Source organism: Mucilaginibacter aquatilis, from assembly GCF_009755275.1.
Lineage (GTDB): Bacteria > Bacteroidota > Bacteroidia > Sphingobacteriales > Sphingobacteriaceae > Mucilaginibacter > Mucilaginibacter aquatilis.
In genome coordinates this window covers 203,731-223,858 of the sequence record NZ_WQLA01000003.1, presented here as the reverse complement: position 1 = coordinate 223,858, position 20,128 = coordinate 203,731, and the positions used below count along the sequence as shown (strand labels likewise).

General features: G+C 38.2%; 19 protein-coding genes, 1 tRNA gene and 1 other RNA gene. 6 read left to right on the top strand and 15 right to left on the bottom strand.

The genetic code is table 11. The features are described from left to right. Positions 1-3: 3 nt before the first annotated feature. Positions 4-909: a DUF1338 domain-containing protein gene (locus GO816_RS08800; protein WP_157541346.1), complete on the bottom strand. Its 906-nt coding sequence runs from the start codon at positions 907-909 to the stop codon at positions 4-6. Positions 910-970: 61 nt separating this feature from the next. Continuing rightward, positions 971-2,158: a DNA polymerase IV gene (dinB, locus tag GO816_RS08795; protein WP_317163615.1), complete on the bottom strand. Its 1,188-nt coding sequence runs from the start codon at positions 2,156-2,158 to the stop codon at positions 971-973. Between the two features lie 73 nt (positions 2,159-2,231). Here dinB and GO816_RS08790 point away from each other — a divergent pair, with 73 nt between their 5' ends. From GO816_RS08790 to GO816_RS08775, 4 genes are all read left to right on the top strand, one after another. Further along, positions 2,232-2,786 carry a 2'-5' RNA ligase family protein gene (locus tag GO816_RS08790; protein WP_157541345.1) on the top strand — a complete coding sequence of 185 codons (555 nt, stop codon included), beginning with the start codon at positions 2,232-2,234 and terminating at the stop codon, positions 2,784-2,786. Between the two features lie 88 nt (positions 2,787-2,874). Beyond that, positions 2,875-2,973: signal recognition particle sRNA small type (gene ffs / locus GO816_RS08785), an RNA gene on the top strand. Positions 2,974-3,102: 129 nt separating this feature from the next. Next, on the top strand, positions 3,103-3,384 hold the full coding sequence (locus GO816_RS08780; protein ID WP_157541343.1) for a GNAT family N-acetyltransferase: 282 nt from the start codon (positions 3,103-3,105) through the stop codon (positions 3,382-3,384). A 16-nt stretch (positions 3,385-3,400) separates the two neighbouring features. Beyond that, a complete protein-coding gene (locus GO816_RS08775; RefSeq protein WP_157541341.1) occupies positions 3,401-4,372 on the top strand; it encodes a YpdA family putative bacillithiol disulfide reductase in 972 nt (323 codons plus the stop codon). Here the strand turns inward: GO816_RS08775 and GO816_RS08770 are convergent. Then, positions 4,348-4,938 carry a DUF6580 family putative transport protein gene (locus tag GO816_RS08770; protein WP_157541339.1) on the bottom strand — a complete coding sequence of 197 codons (591 nt, stop codon included), beginning with the start codon at positions 4,936-4,938 and terminating at the stop codon, positions 4,348-4,350. The two genes, GO816_RS08775 and GO816_RS08770, sit on opposite strands and share 25 nt — an antisense overlap. A gap of 168 nt (positions 4,939-5,106) precedes the next feature. Here GO816_RS08770 and GO816_RS08765 point away from each other — a divergent pair, with 168 nt between their 5' ends. Then, positions 5,107-5,844, top strand: a complete 738-nt coding sequence (locus GO816_RS08765; protein WP_157541338.1) for an SRPBCC family protein — start codon at positions 5,107-5,109, stop codon at positions 5,842-5,844. 61 nt (positions 5,845-5,905) lie between these two features. On the opposite strand, the gene GO816_RS08760 is transcribed toward GO816_RS08765, so the two are convergent. The 5 genes from GO816_RS08760 to rfaE1 form a co-directional block, all read right to left on the bottom strand. Next, the gene (locus tag GO816_RS08760) at positions 5,906-8,203 is read right to left on the bottom strand and encodes a sialate O-acetylesterase (RefSeq protein ID WP_198171461.1); all 2,298 of its coding nucleotides are present in this window, start codon (positions 8,201-8,203) and stop codon (positions 5,906-5,908) included. Positions 8,204-8,327: 124 nt separating this feature from the next. Further along, a tRNA-Leu gene (locus GO816_RS08755) sits at positions 8,328-8,409 on the bottom strand. Positions 8,410-8,511: 102 nt separating this feature from the next. Further along, positions 8,512-9,909: an undecaprenyl-phosphate glucose phosphotransferase gene (locus GO816_RS08750; protein WP_157541333.1), complete on the bottom strand. Its 1,398-nt coding sequence runs from the start codon at positions 9,907-9,909 to the stop codon at positions 8,512-8,514. A 281-nt stretch (positions 9,910-10,190) separates the two neighbouring features. Beyond that, positions 10,191-10,754 carry a D-sedoheptulose 7-phosphate isomerase gene (locus GO816_RS08745; protein WP_157541331.1) on the bottom strand — a complete coding sequence of 188 codons (564 nt, stop codon included), beginning with the start codon at positions 10,752-10,754 and terminating at the stop codon, positions 10,191-10,193. A 15-nt stretch (positions 10,755-10,769) separates the two neighbouring features. Then, positions 10,770-11,717 carry a D-glycero-beta-D-manno-heptose-7-phosphate kinase gene (gene rfaE1 / locus GO816_RS08740; RefSeq protein ID WP_157541329.1) on the bottom strand — a complete coding sequence of 316 codons (948 nt, stop codon included), beginning with the start codon at positions 11,715-11,717 and terminating at the stop codon, positions 10,770-10,772. 186 nt (positions 11,718-11,903) lie between these two features. Here rfaE1 and GO816_RS08735 point away from each other — a divergent pair, with 186 nt between their 5' ends. After that, a complete protein-coding gene (locus GO816_RS08735) occupies positions 11,904-13,586 on the top strand; it encodes a gliding motility protein RemB (protein WP_157541327.1) in 1,683 nt (560 codons plus the stop codon). A 1-nt stretch (position 13,587) separates the two neighbouring features. On the opposite strand, the gene GO816_RS08730 is transcribed toward GO816_RS08735, so the two are convergent. From GO816_RS08730 to GO816_RS08700, 7 genes are read right to left on the bottom strand one after another with little or no spacing between them, the layout of a single operon-like run. Then, complete coding sequence (locus GO816_RS08730; RefSeq protein WP_157541325.1) at positions 13,588-14,562, bottom strand: NAD-dependent epimerase/dehydratase family protein; 975 nt, start codon at positions 14,560-14,562, stop codon at positions 13,588-13,590. Further along, entirely contained in the window at positions 14,559-15,521 is a 963-nt protein-coding gene (locus tag GO816_RS08725; protein WP_157541323.1) for a glycosyltransferase, read from the bottom strand. Before GO816_RS08725 ends, GO816_RS08730 begins: the two co-directional genes overlap by 4 nt. After that, positions 15,505-16,203, bottom strand: a complete 699-nt coding sequence (locus GO816_RS08720; RefSeq protein ID WP_198171459.1) for a glycosyltransferase family 2 protein — start codon at positions 16,201-16,203, stop codon at positions 15,505-15,507. Before GO816_RS08720 ends, GO816_RS08725 begins: the two co-directional genes overlap by 17 nt. 16 nt (positions 16,204-16,219) lie before the next feature. Beyond that, positions 16,220-17,461 (bottom strand): O-antigen ligase family protein, encoded by a 1,242-nt coding sequence (locus GO816_RS08715; protein ID WP_157541319.1) that lies wholly within the window; start codon positions 17,459-17,461, stop codon positions 16,220-16,222. 14 nt (positions 17,462-17,475) lie between these two features. After that, complete coding sequence (locus GO816_RS08710) at positions 17,476-18,240, bottom strand: DUF4422 domain-containing protein (protein WP_157541317.1); 765 nt, start codon at positions 18,238-18,240, stop codon at positions 17,476-17,478. A 4-nt stretch (positions 18,241-18,244) separates the two neighbouring features. Then, positions 18,245-19,129, bottom strand: a complete 885-nt coding sequence (locus tag GO816_RS08705) for a glycosyltransferase family 2 protein (protein WP_157541315.1) — start codon at positions 19,127-19,129, stop codon at positions 18,245-18,247. Positions 19,130-19,172: 43 nt separating this feature from the next. After that, complete coding sequence (locus GO816_RS08700; protein ID WP_157541312.1) at positions 19,173-20,126, bottom strand: glycosyltransferase; 954 nt, start codon at positions 20,124-20,126, stop codon at positions 19,173-19,175. Positions 20,127-20,128: the final 2 nt, after the last annotated feature.

Sequence of the window (20,128 nt, the reverse complement as noted above, 5' to 3'; positions counted from 1 at the left end):
ACACTACGATTTGGTTTGCCCTGTATAGGTACTTTCAAAAATCTTGTCGGCGTTATTTGTTTCAAATCCGTCACGGCGGTGCATAGCCTTTATGTGCTCAACAGGCAAATTTTTATATTGCGGTAAAATTAAGCGTTCGGCAAACTCAACGTAGCTGCCGGCAATAAGCATGGTCTCTCCGTCGGCAAAAGTGGCGTTTTGCATTTCGGCTACGGTGCTGCTCTGTTTCAGCAAACCGTCTCCGCTTATTTTAACTACTCCACCAGCATTATTCAGCTTTATGCCTAAACCTTCAACAAAGGCATCAAACTCTTCCAAAGTGTTATACCCCGCCATTAGAGCATGTACGCTTATAGTATAATGGTTTAAGTAATACCGATTGAAAATTACCCAGGCAGCGTATTCGCTTTCATTTAATAGCGTTTCATAATCTTGCTTTGTGGGTAACGGCCATAAGAATGTATGAAAGAACTCTCCTATTTCCTCGCCATTATCGAGGTTAAGGCTTAAAACCGGGTCGGCCGTTATGTGCTGGGTATACTTACTTATAATATCTTGCGCAGCAGAAGAAAGCTGATCGACAATTAATTCACTGATAAATATGCGTGGATATTGTCCGCTTGGAGGCGCGTACCAAAATGCATTTAGCTTCTTTCCTTCAAAATAATAATAATCGCGCTTTTGATAACCGTGATGCAGAAAAATCTGTTCAAAAGATTGTATTCCTAAATGAGGCACTCCCAGCGTACGGAATGCAATATGATCATTTACTATCTCCTCTTGTGATGATACTACACCTTGGTCAATAAGGGCCTTTGTTATTTTCTTTACCGCGGGCACTTTGTCCTGATACCGTTCAAAGAGCATATTCAGGAACACATCTAACGGGGTTTTATGGCTAAACTTCATCTCGTGTAGATTTATAAAGCTAATATAGCATCATTTACATCAAGTATTTCATAATACAACGCTACACGGTTGGATGAAATGGATTAAAGTTGCGCTGTGTAATTTCCATACCGGCAGCCCTGCAAACGGTTTTATTGCCAAATTTAAAGTTAATGCTGTCCATGGCCTTGTATAGCTTTATCTGCTCCTCATTATCTTCAAACAGGTTTATCTGATAGCTGCCCGAACATAGCTGACTTAGTTTCACGCCAATCAATCGTATAGGTCTATGCTGGTTCCAGGCGCGCTTAAGTAAATTCTTTATTCCTGGTATTAAAACATGCTCGGCAGATGTTAGCGCAATTTTCTCTTGCAGGGTATGCGTTTCAAAGTTTGCATAACGTATTTTAATAGCCAGGCATGAGGCTAACTTATTCTCGCTTCGCAGCTTAAATGCAAGCTCTTCAGTCATGGAAACTAATATAGTTTCCAATTGATGACGATTAGCTGTATCTTCATGAAAGGTATGCTCTGTTGAAATAGATTTCCTGTCGCTGTACGGAATAATTTCACTGTCATCAATGCCGTGGGCTTTGTCCCAAATGTATTTGCCCGCCTTTCCAAATAAGCTTTCAAGAAAACGAACATTAGTTTTCTGCAAATCGCCTATTTTTTCGATGCCATAAGTGTAAAGCTTTTCGCATGTCTTTTTGCCCAGCATGGGTATTTTGCTGATGTTTAAAGGCGCCATGAAGTCAACCTCACCACCATGAGGCACCCTTAGCTGTCCGTTTGGCTTGGCCTGATTTGTGGCCATTTTAGCAACCGTTTTACAAGATGCCATACCGAACGAAATAGGTAAACCCGTATCATTAATAACGCGTTGGCGAAGATCTGTTGCCAGTTGATAAGGATCATAAAAACGGTCCATGCCGGTTAAATCAATATAAAACTCATCAACAGATGTTTTTTGATATAATGGAACTGAATCATGAATAATTTTCGTGACCTCGCGCGATGCTTCTGAATATCTGCCGTGGCTACCTTTCAAAAATATAGCATGCGGACATAAACGGTATGCTTTACTGCTGGGCATTCCTGAATGTATGCCAAATTGCCGCGCCTCATAACTGCACGAGGTAACTACCCCTCTATCTTTTGAACCGCCAATAATTACAGGTTTGCCAATAAGTGCCGGATTTAAACGGCGCTCAACGGATACAAAAAATGAATCAAGGTCGATATGTACTATATGCCTCAGGTTTTCCACAAAACAAAGTTGAAAAAATAATTTGATTTTTTGCTAAAAAAGTTAGCATTTTTGAGAATCAAAATTCATAGTTATGACCGATTACAAAGATTATCTGTTTCTCTTGGAACCCTCAGAAGATGTAAAAAATCAGATTAAACACTATAAGCTTAAAGCATGTGAATATATCGGTACATATCCGGGAGTAAAAGGTACTGCACATGTAAGTTTATGTTATATTGAAAGGCAAAAACCGCATATTGTAACTACCGCTATAAACTCTTTCAGAAACAAAGTATATGGCATGCCTCCGGTTAAACTGCAGGTTGATGGATTTAGCTTTTTCTTACACGGCAACAACAGCGCTACTATTTATGCAGCAATTAAGCCTACTCAAAAAACTGATAACTGGTTTGCACTTTTAAACAAGCAACTAAATGTAAAGGCTACCATAACGCCGCACATTACTGTAACAAAAGCTATTCCTGTTGATGATTTTTATAAACTGTGGCCACATATTCGCTCGGTAGAGTATAAAGATAGTTTTGTGGTGGATAAGCTTACCATATTAGCGCGCGAAACTTTTAAACCTAATGCCAGGTATGAAATATATGAACGCCTTGACTTTAAGAACCAATTGACCTATTGAATTTATTTTTACGGATTGAGCATCAATTGCTTAACAACAACTTTACAATTATTTACTTAAAACACGTAAAAATTTCTACTTTTGTGACGGGTAAGTCTTTTACGACCAGCTCCTCTTGAACTCCCCCAGGGTGGGAACGCAGCAAGGGTAGAGAGTTGAGCGGTGCGATAGAAGTAGCTTACCCATTTTTATTTTCTCTTTTTTGTGTTTCCTGCACAACTTGTTTTACAGCCCTACTATCATTCCAATATCATTATAAAATTTAGCCACAGCGGTTTTGCTTATTTAAGCGTTGTTATGTTTTAACTTACACGCAATGGAAATAAAACATCATACCACAGGCGACGACGGAATTTTTTATATTGATGAGCAGGGTGAACGCCTGGGCGATATGCGTTATATGTTGGTGAATAACACCGAAATGGACATTTACCATACAGAAGTTGATGCAGCTTATGAGGGCAAAAGCCTGGGTAAACAGCTTATTGAGGCGGGAATAAATTATGCACGCCAAAAACATTTCAAAATCATTCCTTCTTGTACATTTGCCAAATCAGTACTTACCGGTAACGACCAGTTTAAGGATGTATTGGCGTAGCTGGTAAAATTAAAATATGCTTGATATTGTTATTATAGGCGGTGGCCCCATTGGCTTAGCTTGCGGGCTTGCGGCACAAAAGGCCGGACTGAGCTTTGTTATTATTGAAAAAGGAACGCTGGTTAATTCGCTTTACAATTATCCATCTACCATGACTTTCTTTTCCACGTCAGAAAAGTTAGAGATTGGCGGCTTTCCCTTTTCAACAACACATGTTAAACCTAACCGGGCCGATGCACTTGAATATTACCGCCGGGTAGCTTTAGCTAATAGTTTGCCGTTAAATTTATTTGAGGAGGTTCTGTCTGTTAATAAAGCAAACGATGAGAATCAGGCCTATAACATCAATACTTCTAAAAGCAGTTACAAAGCAACGCATATTGTTATTGCTACAGGGTTCTATGACATTGCCGTAAACCTCGATATACCTGGCGAAAATTTGCCTAAGGTTAAACACTACTATCAGGATCCTCACTTCTATACCTTACAGAAAGTTTTGGTGGTTGGCGCAAGCAACTCGTCTGTTGATGTAGCTTTAGAAACATACCGTAAAGGTGCAGAAGTAACTATGGTTGTACGTGACAGCGAAATAAGCAACCGCGTAAAATACTGGGTACGACCTGACATTTTGAACCGAATTGAGGAAGGCAGCATCAAAGCTTATTTCAACTCCAATTTAAAAGCAATACGTGAGCGTGAGGTAGATATTCAAACGCCAACTGGTATGGTAACCATCCCAAATGACTTTGTAATGGCTATGACCGGCTACAAACCTAACTTCGATTTTTTAAGAAATATTGGAGTTAACTTATCTAACGATGGCAAATATATCCCTCAGTACAATCCTCAAACAATGGAAACCAATTTGCCGGGTGTTTATCTTGCCGGCGTAGTTTGCGGTGGTATGGACACACACTTGTGGTTTATTGAAAACTCAAGAATTCACGCCAAAATGATTATTGATCATATTTGTGCGCCACTGACCTGAGCAGAGGTAAACCTGTTTTTAATTAAAGCATATCCACCAAACAGAACAGCACCAAAAAACGCATCGGCTAACAGCATGTTGCGTTCAAATGGTATAGCCATTAGTAATGATTCGCCATAACCTAAAAGGCCTTTATCATAATAACTGCTATACAACCATGGTTCAATATCGGTTAGTAACCAATGTATTGCCACACTTGCTAATGATGCCAGCAGCACATTTGTAACGTTGGCTTTTTTAATTAAGCTCCCTATGCCTATCATAATAAGTAAGCTACCATACAGCCAAAGTGCGCTGTTTCCGTACCATAAAATAACCTTATTCATGTATAGGTAGTTTATGAATACGTCTGTAACAAAAAGTGTAATAATTGATACTAAACCTGCCTTCCACTTATCGGCAAAATAGGCGCCACCAAATATGGCAACGGCTCCCATTGGTGTAAAATTACTTAGCACAGGCACATAAAAACTCAGCAAGCGCATTGCTCCGGTTGTTAAAACCGAGGCCAAAATAATCCATAACAGTTGGGGTGTGCTAAGTTTAATTTTTTGTATTGATGACATGTGCTTATTGTATATGCACGCAAAGTTATCAAAAAAATCAAATACATGATTACCGGCGATAATTGGTTCAATTCAGCTACAAAACCTGTTAAAGGAAATTAAATTTCAGTTAACGAAAACTTAAATATTTGAGCCATGTTTACATAAGTACCTATAAAAAACAATGTTATGGCAACTACAGCAACAGAAAAAAAACCGTTGATAGAAGGCTGGACCGAAGCCCCAATAAATTTAGAATGGCCTGAACGCTATGTTTCAATAGCAGCAGGCTTGAAGTTTTCGCTATCGGGCCTTGCCAATATTTTCAATAGTCCGTTTACCAGCATACTAAAAATAGGTGCAGGCGGATATTTAATTAACAGAGGCATTACCGGCCATTGCGAAGTTTACTCGCGCGTTGGTAAAAACAGCACCGAACCGGTTAACGTAAACATACGCTCATCATTTACGGTGAACAAATCCCGCCAGGAAGTGTACGAATTTTGGCGCCAGTTAGATAACCTGCCTAAATTTATGAAACATCTTGAAAGCGTTGAGGTACTTGATAGCAAACGCTCGCACTGGGTGTTGAAACTACCGGCCAATGTAGCTACCGTAAGCTGGGATGCAGAAATAGTAAATGACGAACCGGGCTACGCTATTGGATGGAGTTCATTACCAGGCTCTACTATTGACAATGCCGGTAAAGTACGCTTTCGCGATGCGGAAGATGGCAAAGGAACACTGATAGATGTTGTAATTAGCTATTTGCCGCCTGCAGGTGGCGTTGGTACAGCGCTAGGCCATGTGTTAAACCCGTTATTTAAAAAGATGGTAGATGATGATGTACGCAACTTTAAACAGTACATTGATATAGATGAGAATCCATCAGCTATAACCAGTCAGCTGCACAGCGCTGTTGTATAACCTGGCATTTTCATCAATTTAAAAAGAGGGCTGCGGATAAACAAATCCTGCAGCCCTCTTTTTATTTCTTAACGGTTTCACCTTCGAGTTCGAGCATTTTTTCAGCATATCTTCTCCCCAATTCATCTGCTGAATGACCGTTAAAATGTAACCCGTCACCTTTATGATCCAAGCCGTCTGATGATACTACTGCTGTGTTAGATACTACCTGTGGCAGCTTCACAATCTCTATATTGAAATCGTAAAACTTATTGTTGAACAATCCTAATTTACCAGCTACAAAAGGCAAGTCAGGATTTTTAACTAATTTCCTTATACGGCCAATTAGTTCACTCAGCTGGGCAAGGTAAGTTTCAACCTTTTGCGGACTGGAGTTAGCCTCGCCCTGATGCCATATAACACCTTTAATGGTGCCTTGCTTCATCGCAGCCTCAATCCTGGCAACCGCATCATCGTAAGGGTGTGTTTTAGTAACTTCATCATAAGCGCCGGGCACCCATTTTTCTATTGATGTGCCGCCAACAGCGCATGGCACCAACCCTATGGTTACACCCGGATGAGCTTTCTTCATTTCCATACCAAACATAAGCCCGGGCCCGGCTCCTGCCATTGATGGCTTGTCGTAATGCAAGGGATGATGCGCGACAACCCACTCGCCATCTTTGTTCAACACCAGCACACTGTCGTTATGTTCTTGCGCGAGTGTTCCGGTTATAACACCGCGGCCCGCCATGTTAGATTGGCCCATTAATAAGTAAACAGCCAATGGCTTGCTCTCCTTACTTTGTAAAACTGATTTGCTCTTCAATCCTGCTATCTCTATTTCGCTGGCATTATCATTTAGGGTATATACTTTATTCAGTCCCTTAAAATCATTATCAGACAGATTAACCTGTTTAATGTTGCCGCTTAATGCCAGGTACGCGGCAACGCCCGGCTGAACAACTGATTGGCTTATAATCACGTTTTTGGTGTTGCTCATTTTAACTACTGACTTTGCAGCAGTCACTTTTGCATCGAGCTTTTTAATGCGGATGGCCTCTACATCGTCTGTCAAGAATGCCGGCCGGGCATCAGATTTTACACTGCTCAATTCAAGTCCATTAATATTTACATTTTTTGCATGGCGCAAATTGATGCCATAGGCAGGTGTTACTCCCCAGTTAGAATATTCCGGATAAACAGCGGGCACCTCAGGCATTACCACTGTTGCATCGGCAGGTAGTCCGCCACCCGCAAAGCGAAGTTTGATGTTAGTTAAATTGATGTCAGTTATGGGATTCATTGGCATCCCTGATAGTATTACTCCAATCCTTTCATCAGCGGCATTTTTAAAATAGCGGGCGCGTTTATCAGGCTTCCAATAGCCAATGCTATCTGCAGAAATATGGTTGAGCTCTACATTATACAGCGAACCGTTTCCATTTCCGCTTCGCTTACCAAGTTTCATAAAAATTGCACCATTCACCTTATTCATCGTGATGTTGCTTATTCTTATATTGTTCAGCGTTCCGCCATCTACTACCTCTAACGCCAAGCCCGATAAGCGCGTATTATAAAGCTTACAATCGGATATATAAACGTTGGTGAAGCCTCCAACGCTTTTGGTGCCAAACTTAATTGCATTAGACTGGCTACTCGCGCTGCAATTTTTGACTACAATATCTTTTACGCCTCTTTTACTGTCACTCTTAAAGCAAATTGCGTCATCCCCACAAATAAATTCGCTGTTTAAAATAGTAGCCGTATGACAATCGGTTAAATCAATACCATCATTATTAGCCACAACTTTGCTAAACACCTTTATGCTTTCTGCTTTAATGGAGTCACAATTTTTGATATCTATACTCCAATGTGCACTATTACGCAAGGTAAAGTCTTTAAGGGTTACGTTTGTGCAATCATTAAACACAATGCAATTTGGTCGGCCTGGTAAACCATTTTTCATGTCGGCACTGTAAAAGGTGTCAGCTTCGCCTTGCCCATTTACACTACCCGTACCGGTAATCCCTATATTATGCTGTTTTACCGCACAAATAAAACCGCGACGCTCAAGTGCATTGCTGGCATTGTAATCAAGCATTTTTGTACTCCCTTTTAAAACAGCAAGTGGAGAAAGGAAAAGGGTTACGTTTGATTTAAGAAAGATAGTTCCACTCAAAAACTTACCATCAGGAACGAGTACATTACCCCCGCCCTTTGATGCGCAGACATCAATAGCTTTTTGAATTGCCTTAGCATTATCAATAGATTCACTTTCAACTGCACCATAGCTTTTGATATTAAAAACATTTTGAGCCTCGCACACTGTGTTATTTGCTCCCCAAAGAAGTATCAGCAGGGCTATATAAAACTTCATATTAGGTTTCATAATGATAATGCCATTAAACGCTTAGAAAAAACGCAAATTACAGGAAAACAGAGAAGAATTATTTAGGTGGCTGAGAAAAAAGAAAGCCGTTAACTTATAAGTTAACGGCTTGTGCGGAAGAAGGGACTCGAACCCCCACGCCTCGCGGCGCCAGATCCTAAGTCTGGTGCGGCTACCAATTACGCCACTTCCGCGTTATTGAGGTGCAAATATAGTGTTATCTTATAAAACTTAAAACTATTTTTTGCACTTTGATGGATGATGCTGATTTATAGCCGGTTATTTTTCAAATAAGCTTAAAAAGCATTTTTATCCCCTTTTATAGTCCCATAAAAAGTGAGGAATATAATTTTCAAATCCAGTAAAAACGACCAGTTTTCCAGGTACCAAACATCTGCCTGTACGCGTTGCAGCATATCTTCGGTAGTTTTGGTTTCGCCACGCAAGCCGTTTACTTGTGCCCAACCTGTTATTCCGGGCTTTAAAAAGTGTCTCACCATAAATTGATCAATCAGGCTCGAATATTCTTCGGTATGCCTTAACATATGCGGACGAGGCCCAACAACCGTCATATTACCCAACAGTACGTTAAAAAACTGCGGTAGCTCATCAAGATTCGTTTTGCGCATAAACGCACCAATCTTGGTAATACGTGCATCGCCCCGTGTTGCTTGTTTAGAGTCAGAATCAATGTTGACCTGCATGCTTCGAAACTTGTAGCAATTAAATGCCTCATTGTCGCGACCTGACCGGCGCTGCACGAAAAATACCGGCCCCGGTGAGGTTACTTTGATTATAATAGCCAGTATTGGCATCAGCCAGCTAAATACAAACACAATGATAAATACCGAAAAGGCAATATCAAACAGGCGTTTGAAAAAGCGGTTAAGCATGTTTTCCAAAGGCTCGGGCCTGATGGATATAACAGGTATGTGACCGAAGTTTTGTACAAAGGTAGGTTTGTGGGTATAATAAAATTCAGGTATGAGTTTAAACCTGATGAGGTTCTTATCGGCATCCATCATAAGGCGTTCTATCTTGGTAGCCTCACTGTTGGGTAGCGTACAAAAAATTTCATCAACCCGGTTGTCCTTTACGTATTGAATGCATTCATCAACACCACCCAAATACAAATCGGGATCTATTTCATTAACCCTGTCCTCAAAGAAGCCAACGATTTTATACCCTCGTTCTGGATTTTGAGTAATGAAGTTATACAAATCGTTACCAATGCGTCCACCGCCAACAATAACCACTTGCCTGAAGTCGGTCAGCATTGCTCTATCGCTGCGACGTATTGCCAGGAAAACAAGTTTCCAAACCCCAAGCAAGAACCCGAATAGTGCGAGTGAATAAAACAGGTACTGCCTTGTAATTGAATAAGCTTTAGTACCGATGATGATTAAAACAGTAAAGCATATTAAGCTTACAAACAACAGGTATGTTTTGAAAACTCCTCTGAATGTTTTGATGGAGTCCTTATTCAATACCTGCTCGTAAAACCGGGTGATGTTAGCAGATAGCAGCCATATTAAATTGAAAACCAATACAATAGGTAAATAATTTTTGTTATTAATCCAAATGATGTATGATTTATCAACGATGATATAAGCCAGTATCATACTTACATTCAAAATCACATAATCAACAGAAAGATTAATGGCTTTGATAAAGGTAGCGTATCTGTGACTCATATAAAATATTGTGAAAACATCCGATTGCCGAACAAGCAGTTCGCTAAATTAGTACATTAAATTGTAATATCAGCTTCGGGAAATAAACTTTCTTGTGTAATTAATAATTAAATAGCGTATTATTAAGATTTATTTTAAATAGAAATATCTTAAATTAAAAATCTGAAAATACACTTGATATAGCTAATTATGAAAACGAGTTAGGCTTTATGTGGGTACTTACGGTAATATTGAATTAAATTATTCTTATTAATAATATAACCATAAATTAAGTCTAGCAATTAGCTGTTGAGATCTATTCCTTCGCAAATAATGTGGCCTATGGTGATGTGCATTTCCTGTATACGGGCTGTTATTTTTGAGGGCACTACAAGGTTTAAATCACAACACTCATTCATCTTGCCTCCATCATTACCGGATAATCCAATAGTTGAGCAACCCATTTGCCTTCCTAGTTCTAACGCTTTCAAAACATTGGGACTACTTCCGCTTGTTGAAATGCCTATCAACACGTCGCCCGCAACTGCCAACCCTTCAACCTGGCGTTCAAATACTCGTTCAAACCCATAGTCGTTACCTATTGCCGTTAATGCTGAGGTATCAGTAGTTAACGCAATTGCCGGATACGAACGCCTGTTTTTAACAAACCGTCCCGTAAACTCCGCAGCAATGTGTTGTGCATCAGCAGCACTGCCCCCATTACCAAACAGTAAAACTTTTTTACCGCTGTTTAAGCAATCAATAACTATTTGACAAGCTTCGGTGATTTTATCAGTAAGTACAGCTTGTGTTTGCTGCGCTACATCTATATGGTTATTAAATATATCTTGTATAACTTGTTTCATAAGCATTAGATGTGCTTAATTGATTTGTGCATTAATTTCATTAATTGTGGCCGTTGCGCTTCCAACTTTACTTACTACCACTGCCGCCCCAAAGTTAGCAAACTCGCAAGCCTCAGGCAATGAATAACCCGAGGCCAGGGCAACGCCTAGCGATGCCAGTACCGTATCTCCTGCCCCGGTAACATCAATAACACCTAAAGCCTTGGTTGCAATAACCGTTAATGTGTTATCTGTAAACAATGCAATACCATCTTCAGAAAGGGTTACTATCACGCTTTCACAATCTGTTATCTCCTTTATTTTACGACAAGCTTGCTCCAGGCTTTCCTGATCTTTAATTTTGATACCGGTGGCTAACCCGGCCTCTTTACGGTTGGGCTTAATAAGCGTAGCACCCTTATATTTCGAAAAATCAGTTCCCTTTGGGTCTACCAGGATTTTTTTACCGGCTTGTTTGCCAATCAGCATAATTTGCAAAAGCAATGTTGGTGTTAGCAGGCCTTTGTTGTAATCGGATACTAGTATAACGTCATAATCATCTACAACGGCTTTCAGCTTATTTATAATGGCATGCTCCACCAATTCACTAATACCATCGGTTAGCTCTCTATCTAACCTAATAAGCTGATGCTTTACAGCTAGTACACGTGATTTAATGGTTGTACATCGACTATCATCATGTACAAGTCCCTCGCTTTTGCTGCCCGCTTCTTTAAGCAGTTGTTTAACGCGTTGCGCATCTGCATCGTTACCTACAACCGATAGTATCTCTGAATTACATTCGAGTGCATTTATATTTTTAACTACGTTTCCAGCACCTCCTAAAGTATGGGTTTCATGGGTAACCTCCACAACAGGAATTGGTGCTTCGGGAGAAATGCGATTGCAATCTCCATAAATGTAGTGGTCGATCATCAAATCGCCAATAACAAGAATTTTTACCGAGGTATTAATTTTATACATTTAAAATAAGTAAGCCAAGCAAGGTTTAACTATTAATCAAAACAGCCGCACAAGTTACATGTTTATGTGTGAGCTTAACATTACAAAGTAAATTTGGTTTACTGATACCTCCATTAATTACTTATGTTCACTGGCGTTATCTGAGGTATGAACAATGTTGGCTATATTTGCCCCGCATCCTTTACTATGAAAAAACACAGACTTATCTTACTAACAAAGATTTTTGTTGCCACTGCATTCTCATTTAACGCAAAAGACGCTTGGGCGCAGGCAGAATATCAGCCATACAGCTATCAGTTTTATCAAAAATTAAGCGATTCTGTATATTCAACCAACAGTAAGTTTCACAGTTCAATAAAGCCCTACATCATATCTGAGCCAACCCTATATCCTAAATACAAATCGTTAATGGATTATGGTGTTGACACCGCGGTTAAACATAGTTGGGTTCATCGTAAACTTTTTGATGAGCACCTTATCGACATCAAACACGAAGACTACACCTTCTTTGCCGATTACTTGCCCGATTTAACTATTGGCCGCGATTTCAGTAATTCACGAAACACATGGCTTAACACACGAGGCTATCAGGTAGGCGGAACCATCGGTAAAAAGTTTTATTTCTATTCTAGTGGCTACGAGAACCAGGCAGTTTTTGCCAACTACTATGATACTTATGTTAATCAAACCGGTGTAGTATCGGGGCAGGCGTATGATAGGAAATATGGCCAGAACCGCACAAAAGATTGGTCGTACGTAACGGCATTAATGTCTTTTACACCATCGAAATACATCAACATTGCCTTCGGTCATGATAAAAACTTTATAGGTGATGGTTACCGGTCAATGTTATTATCTGATTTCAGCTCGCCTTATACATTTTTGAAATTAACCGGCACCTTGGGTAATGTACGCTACATGACCATGTGGAGCTACATGCAAGATCCACGTTCCGCTAAATTAAGCTATGAAACCGGCAACCGGAAAAAATGGGGTGTGTTCCATTACTTAGACTGGAATGTAACTGACCGTTTATCATTAGGTTTTTTTGATTCCATTATTTGGGGAGACACAGATGATGCAGGCAACAAACGTGGATTTGACTTAACCTACGGTAACCCAATTATATTCTTGAGACCACTAGAGGCTGATAACGGTTCACCGGATAATGCGTTGATTGGCTTCAACGGTAAATATGAGTTCTCAAATCAATTGATTGCTTACGGACAATTTGCCTTGGATGAATTTGAAGCCAGTAATTTCTTTTCGAACAAAGGTAGTTCACGTAATAAATATGGCTGGCAAATAGGTTTGCGGGGAGCAAATGTATTTAATGTTAACCGTTTGAACTACTTGGTTGAATATAATGGTGCAAAACCATATACATATGCCCAGGAAAAATCTATCAATAATTACGCTCATAATTCTGAACCTATTGCGCACCCTTGGACTGCTAATTTTAAAGAAGTTGTAGGTATGGCCAACTATAGCTATAAACGCTTTGATTTTTCAGGCCAGCTAACCTATGGGCATTATGGCTTGGATTATAACAACTTAAACTGGGGTAAAGATCCTTTCAGAAATTACCTAACTGGAGCCAGATTTGACGGACCACCAGAAGAGTTTGGCACTCGTGCTTCCATTGCTACGGAAGGTAATTACACCGGACAGGGCTTAACAACAAATTTATATTATGCAGAAGCAAAGGTTGCATACATACTCAATCCTAAATACAATTTGCGTATTGAACTTGGTGGCTTATACAGACGAGAAACTAATTCAGTGTTTGCGGACCATACGAAAATGATAACGATTGGATTAAGAAGCTCTTTCAGAAATTTATATCAAGATATAACACGGTACTATTAAATTACGATAATTCTTTCCTGTTACAATCATTAAACCAATCCTCTATAGCATCTTTGAGACTAAATTTTAATGCATAAGGGGATTGGCTAAGCCTTTTACCAGAGATGTTAGTGGAAACTGTTAGTTTTTTTACTCTATCCGGGTGAATACCATTTATTTTCTTACCAGCGAGTCTTCCTGCAAAGTATATTGTACTGGCAGCTGTTTTTAACAAGGCAGAAGGTACAAGAAGCTTCGGAGCTTTTAAATCTGTTACTGAAGCAATTGTTTCACAAATTTCCTGGATAGTTGGCGCTGGGTATATACTTAAATTATACGTTACAACTCCTGGCTGCTGTTGCATGGAAGCGTCAAAAAGTATGCGCACAACGTCTTTGACGTAAACGGATGCCTTTATCGTGTCTTTACGACCCGGATAAAAGAAGAAGCCCTTTTTTAGTGATTGATATAAGCGTGTATAATTGCCGCCTTCACCATTGCCAAACACAACACCCGGACGTACAATTATCAGCTTTCGATTCCCAGCATCCTCAGCCTGCCAAACTTTATGTATGTATTCTGCAGTAAGTTTTGAGATTCCATATGGCGTGTTAGGCATTGGAATAGTTGATTCTTCCTTCAGAGTTTCTGAAGCTCCATAAGGAGCAATTGAGCTTGTGAAAACTATTGTATTTATATTGTTTTTACGGGCAAAGTCACAAACGTTTTCGGCACCCAAAATATTGGTTTCAAAGTATTCATTATCAGGGTGACCCGGAGTAGTATGAACTGCCGCAAGATTGTAAATTATGGAATTGGATTTATCATCAGCATTAATAACTATAGGATTTCTTACATCAAGTGTTATGTAATCATCACTGACTTTCTTTTGTATATCGTATTTAAAAACTTTTGAGTCGGCTTGATGTAATAACTCAATGTAGTTTGCCAAATGTGTGCCTATAAAGCCGGCACCACCAAAAATAAAATAGTTCATATGGATGCAACGTTGCTTTTCACCTTAGTGTGCTTGTCCCAATAATGTTTGTGCATTGATAGTTTTTTCACCAACCCACCTGACAATTTGCTGTAATTTAAGCCAAGCTTATAGCCAAGCCATTTAGCAAAAATCGACCCGACCATCTTAGGCAAAACCAGTGGATTTTTCTTTAAAACAACCGACAATTCTGATTTTAGATACTTCATGCCTTCCCCGCTTGCACTTCCAAATTCCTCAAGCAACCAATCATTCATTTTATGGAAGACGCCTATATCAAAGTATCTTTTAAACTCTTCGGTTATTGTATAATCATGAGAGTGATAAGATTCGGCGGTTGCAACATAGGCAATCTTCCACCCTTTAATAAGCATTTTTCCGCCTACAATTACATCTTCGCCTAAAATACTTGCTAAGGGAAATCCTCCAACGTCGTTTAAAGCCGTACGACGATAAGCAGCAAATGAGTTGGAGCATGATGCTGTCTTTATTCCCATTTCAACTTTATCAGACAAAGACTTTAATCTTGATTGAGATGGATAATTAAAGATTCTACCGTGAGACTCTAACAATTTGGCATTCCTTCTGGGCAGTTGGCGGCCGTAAGCTAGCCCTACATCTGCGTTACTAAAAGCTTCAACTAAATTTTTTAGACTGTCTTTGCATGCAAGTATACAATCTTGAGTAAGATAAATCAAGATATCACAAGTGGAACAAGCATCAGCAAGTACTTGGCGGGCGTATCCGTGATCAAAGTTTCTTTTATCTATCCTTAAAACATTAAAGCCTTTATCTTCAGCTAATTTGTCGGTACCATCTGTTGAACCTGAATCAAGTATAATCTTAAAGTTTATTCCTAAGCTTTGTGAATTTACAGTTTCAAGAAACTCCTCCCAATACTTACCCGCGTTCAAGGTTGGTATTAGCAGAGCTATTTTATAATTACTGTTTTGTTCCATTGCTAATCTTAAACTTTATTAAATTACGTATCAGGTCAAACCTGTTTATTAATTGATCTTTCAAAGGTAAACGTTTTACCAATGTTCCGGAGGCGTTTACACTATGCCTTACATAAAGCATTAAAGGTTCATTTAAAAAGAAAACTTTGCCTTTCAATTCAGCAATCAATCCTATCCACCAATCATGCATATGAATTGAATGTGGGAATGGCAATGAGGCATTAAGTATATCTCTTTTAAACGACATACAACACCCGATATATGAATTTGTTAGAAGATTATTAAGCAGACCTTTTTTTGATTTTCTTTGTTTAAAAAAAGATGAAAAAATAATCTGATGATTTTCGTCTACAACAGTTGCATCTGAGATAACTAAGTCATAATCTTCATGCCCGTTTATATGCTTCTGATACTTTCCCGGTAACCACCTATCATCTTGGTCTGCAAGGAAAATTATTTCCCCCGAGCAGTGCTTAAGAGCATTTTCAAAATTTCCCACCGGCCCTTTTTTCCCCACGTTGTTTATGACCTTAATACGTTCATCTTTAAAATTATTAATGGTGTCTAATGTTCCGTCGGTTGAACCGTCATCGCTAATGATTATTTCATCACTCTGATTAATTTGTGACAATATGCTATCAAGTTGGATAGATATAAACTTATTGCCATTGTAGGTAGCCATACACACAGAAACCATATTAAATACTTTGAAAAGTTAATGCTGTTTTAAAATGTTTGCTATAACTATATCCTGCAATAAAAAAAAGTATTGACATCGCCTTATACGCAATGTGAATATCAATCATCAGCATATTTATAAACAATGAAAGAACTATGGCTGTTGTTGAGAAACTTATAGTTGCTATTCTTTTTAACGATAGAAAAAAAGTTGTCAATCCAATTATCCCAGTCTCCGTTAGTAACCTGATCCATCCACCATCTAACGCAGGTCCCCATGCGCCAGGACCAACCCCTATCGCATAAGTTAAAGATGTATTGTTCCATGCTCGCAATGCATAAGTCCATTTTGCCATACGCATCAGCCAACTCATGTCAGCATCGTCTGAATATAATATATCAGGAAAACCTTTGAAGTCTTTCTCAAGCTTAACATGATTGTAATCGTAAATAAACAAATCAATGTTTTCCATTGAAAGTAGGTTTTCTGATCGGCTCACCACTTTATTGGGAATTAAGAGTACTGCCAAAATAAATGGTATTATCACTGCCGCTATTTTAAACAAAAAAAACAATTTAACTTTTGAACGTCTGTACAATGCAATCATCAATAATACTAAATGAGTTAGAGTTGGCATTCTAGCTCCTGTAAGTAATATAAGCGCAAACGTCACTACGAATATTACATACAAACGTTTATTTGAAACAGGAGGATGTTCTGTATTGCCAAAAACTAGTAAACAAAATATAAAATTGATAATTGCCCCTATTTCCCATGGTCCGCCGGTTAAGCCAATAGCCCTGGCCGATGAGTCATCAACAAAGCCCTCCGAAGAAAAACCACCCATTAGACCAATGGTTTGAAGAATCATGATGGACCCATTAATACACAAAAAACCAATAAGCAACTTATTAATATCAAAATTTTTGGAATATAGATAACCTATGTAAAAGAATATAATGTACTCAACATATCTAAATGAGTACAATATGTTTGACCTATTGAAAAAGTAGGTATTAAATACATTAGATAAAAAAAAAGCAAACAACATTAAACCTAAATACATTTCAATTTTGTTGATAGCATTTAGCTTAAATGATAGAAACAATGGTATAGCTAACACAAGTAATACGATATCATCAATACGTATGCCCGCAGATTGGCCAGCAACTGATATTAAATTTATTTTAGGTAGAAACAACAATGCAGCACCCAGTACAGAAATTATCTTTTGATATTTATTTGAAAAATTACCTATCATTAACTGAATGCTGATTAATCGATGTAAAGTACTGGTAACGTTTTAATTGCTAAATGTTTGTTTTGTATTAAATATAAATTTAGTAGCCTTTCTGCCAGGAAGCCAATTACTCGGCTTTGATAAGCATCATTTTGAATTTTAACCTCTTCATAAAGCTTAAATAAAATTGGAAAAAGCCACTCACAATATTCGTTGAAAGTTTTTCTTTTTGTTATGAACATATTGTAGGCAAACAATTTAGGGCTGTCTTCCATTTGTTTAAAGGCATCTGCGTAATTCGGATGCTTATTTAACACTATCGTTTTCAACAATTCCCAGTCCTCGTTTGAATGTAATTCAAGGTATTGTTTTTTAATAGTGCGGCGTTTAAGAAAATTAAAATAGTGAGGAAATGGTACGATAACGTCCTTCCCGTTAAGTAGGTTGTGAATGTATTTTACAAAGCTATCATTTATCAAGTTGTCGAAAGTAACTTTGTTGAGTTTTAATTTATAAGACTTAAAAAAAAATCCTTGAAAAAAAGAGAACAGCGTGTCTTTTATAAAATATCGTCTATAATGACAAATTCCGATCCAATCGTCTTCCTTTTGCTGGTAGTTTTTCCAAATCCAATAAATAGCTGTTAGCTCACAAAAATGTTTATTCAACTCTGCAATATTATCTCCCGTATCGTCATATAACCCATTCTCTAAAGCAGGTTTATTAGGTCCGACAAATATGGGCTTTAAGTAAGCACTTTCAGGAAATGGATACAATTTATGCGAAACAGTGAAAATCATTTTCTCATTTTGATGGTAATACTTTACTCAAAAAACTGAAGAACGGCCTTAATGATGGAGCTTTTGAGGTATAATAATTTTGAGTAGCGACGGAAACAGGAGTCGGTGTAAAGTGTTGTTCCATCTTCTTAAATTCTTTCCATCCAGAATATGTGCTGTGCAACCCTGGAAAACCTGCATCTATCAAACGCCACTTCAAATGATTTAATAAAAGCAAGTACTGATAATATTTTTTCTTCCTTGTATAAAATAGATGCAAAATCATCAACTCGTTACGTGTAGAAAATTTATATGTGTTAAGGTTTGACCTGTTAAGCGTGCTTACCCGGTGGAAAACTTTGCACTTTTTGAAAAGCTCGAGTGTGTATCCGGCATCAATACATCTTATTCCATAATCCCACTCATGTCCATAAACTACCAACCACTCAGCAAAACCACCAATTTTCTTATAAAGTTCCTTTCTGATAATTGCACCGCAACCAATAAATCCAACTAACTGTTGCTTATCAGGATCATTTAGTGTTTGATACGGCCCTCCTTCAATCTCTAAGCCTAAAACGCCTATTTGTGGATTACTTTGCAGATAATCAATAGCTTCTTTCAAACCATATTCAATGTGGCTGTCATCGTCCAGAACCAACATGTAATCATAAATAGCTTCTTCAAAACCGGAGTTCCATCCTGCTACGCCATTGTTAGCAGGCTTTGTAATTAGCTTAACATTTTTAAACTTGCCTGATACAGCCTCACTCGTATTATCATTAGACGCATTATCAACAACGATGATTTCCGATTTATATGGAAAACTTTTTAAAAAACCGTTCACTTTTTCCAAAGTTATTAACACCTCGGAAACTCTGTTATAGGCAAGAATTACTATAGATACCATTAATTTAGTATTATAATGATGCAGATACAAAATGCACTAAGCATTAAAACTTGATTTTATGATATACTGTATTCATCAAATACTGATCAACAGGCCCAAAAGAAAAATGAAAAGCAATACTTTGAGTTGTGACAGGAATGATGAGTCCTTTTTCCTGGCTATAATCAAATACACTCTCTTCTTCGTAACCTAATATGCCTTGATAAGTATTAGATAGTAAGTCGGCAAGCATATTTAACCTACTGTATTTTTCTACTATACCTCGCTTATTTTTCAGGAATTCCGCGATTTTTTGATATTTAATTTGTTTTTTGATATTGCTTTCGTAGTTGGCCTGCACTTTCCATCCACCCATTGTTTCCCAAAATTTATGGGTAAATACAATTGCTCCAATTGAATAACGATGTGGGCAAATCAAATCCTTGAATGATCCGTTTTGATTTGAAATAAACGTTTCCACAGTTGCATCAAGATTCAGGCAATGATTCCATATAAATTCATTAACAGCTTTGTCTTTAAATACCGCAACATCCATGCAGTCCTGATTGATCCTAGTGTCTGGAAATTCGTTTTGAAACTTTTCTCTCAGGTGCATAATATCCAGGAAAGGAACCCAACCAAATCCGTTTATGGGTAGCACAACTGATCCAAAACTCATTTTGTCATAATTTCTTTCGCAAACGCCAACAAAACCATTAGTCCAACCCTCTCCTACAAGAATATCGTCATCTATTTTAATATAAAAATCAGCTTTAAGCTTTGCTATAACTTCATTTTGAATTAAAGCCAGTTGATTATATTCTGTGGCATAAATATTTATAAAAGGGAACCGGTACTTGAACATGTTAATGATTTTCTTGTTCGCAGCAGTTGATTTATTATCGAGTATCCATAAATCAAACTTTTCCCAGTCAGTAAACTTTACAAGCCTATCCAATACTTTCTCAAGTAAAGTAGGTCTATCTCTTGTAACCAGTAGTATTGGTATCTTTTTCATTG

What these genes read in the sequence shown, in the direction of transcription:
- GO816_RS08800 (WP_157541346.1), bottom strand. Translation starts at nt 909, where the DNA reads ATGAAGTTTAGCCATAAAACCCCGTTAGATGTGTTCCTGAATATGCTC.
- GO816_RS08770 (WP_157541339.1), bottom strand. Translation starts at nt 4,938, where the DNA reads ATGTCATCAATACAAAAAATTAAACTTAGCACACCCCAACTGTTATGG.
- GO816_RS08760 (WP_198171461.1), bottom strand. Translation starts at nt 8,203, where the DNA reads ATGAAGTTTTATATAGCCCTGCTGATACTTCTTTGGGGAGCAAATAAC.
- GO816_RS08715 (WP_157541319.1), bottom strand. Translation starts at nt 17,461, where the DNA reads ATGATAGGTAATTTTTCAAATAAATATCAAAAGATAATTTCTGTACTG.
- GO816_RS08780 (WP_157541343.1), top strand. Translation starts at nt 3,103, where the DNA reads ATGGAAATAAAACATCATACCACAGGCGACGACGGAATTTTTTATATT.
- GO816_RS08725 (WP_157541323.1), bottom strand. Translation starts at nt 15,521, where the DNA reads ATGGAACAAAACAGTAATTATAAAATAGCTCTGCTAATACCAACCTTG.
- rfaE1 (WP_157541329.1), bottom strand. Translation starts at nt 11,717, where the DNA reads ATGTATAAAATTAATACCTCGGTAAAAATTCTTGTTATTGGCGATTTG.
- GO816_RS08730 (WP_157541325.1), bottom strand. Translation starts at nt 14,562, where the DNA reads ATGAACTATTTTATTTTTGGTGGTGCCGGCTTTATAGGCACACATTTG.
- GO816_RS08710 (WP_157541317.1), bottom strand. Translation starts at nt 18,240, where the DNA reads ATGATTTTCACTGTTTCGCATAAATTGTATCCATTTCCTGAAAGTGCT.
- GO816_RS08705 (WP_157541315.1), bottom strand. Translation starts at nt 19,129, where the DNA reads ATGGTATCTATAGTAATTCTTGCCTATAACAGAGTTTCCGAGGTGTTA.
- GO816_RS08745 (WP_157541331.1), bottom strand. Translation starts at nt 10,754, where the DNA reads ATGAAACAAGTTATACAAGATATATTTAATAACCATATAGATGTAGCG.
- GO816_RS08790 (WP_157541345.1), top strand. Translation starts at nt 2,232, where the DNA reads ATGACCGATTACAAAGATTATCTGTTTCTCTTGGAACCCTCAGAAGAT.
- GO816_RS08700 (WP_157541312.1), bottom strand. Translation starts at nt 20,126, where the DNA reads ATGAAAAAGATACCAATACTACTGGTTACAAGAGATAGACCTACTTTA.
- GO816_RS08750 (WP_157541333.1), bottom strand. Translation starts at nt 9,909, where the DNA reads ATGAGTCACAGATACGCTACCTTTATCAAAGCCATTAATCTTTCTGTT.
- GO816_RS08775 (WP_157541341.1), top strand. Translation starts at nt 3,401, where the DNA reads ATGCTTGATATTGTTATTATAGGCGGTGGCCCCATTGGCTTAGCTTGC.
- GO816_RS08720 (WP_198171459.1), bottom strand. Translation starts at nt 16,203, where the DNA reads ATGGCTACCTACAATGGCAATAAGTTTATATCTATCCAACTTGATAGC.
- GO816_RS08735 (WP_157541327.1), top strand. Translation starts at nt 11,904, where the DNA reads ATGAAAAAACACAGACTTATCTTACTAACAAAGATTTTTGTTGCCACT.
- GO816_RS08765 (WP_157541338.1), top strand. Translation starts at nt 5,107, where the DNA reads ATGGCAACTACAGCAACAGAAAAAAAACCGTTGATAGAAGGCTGGACC.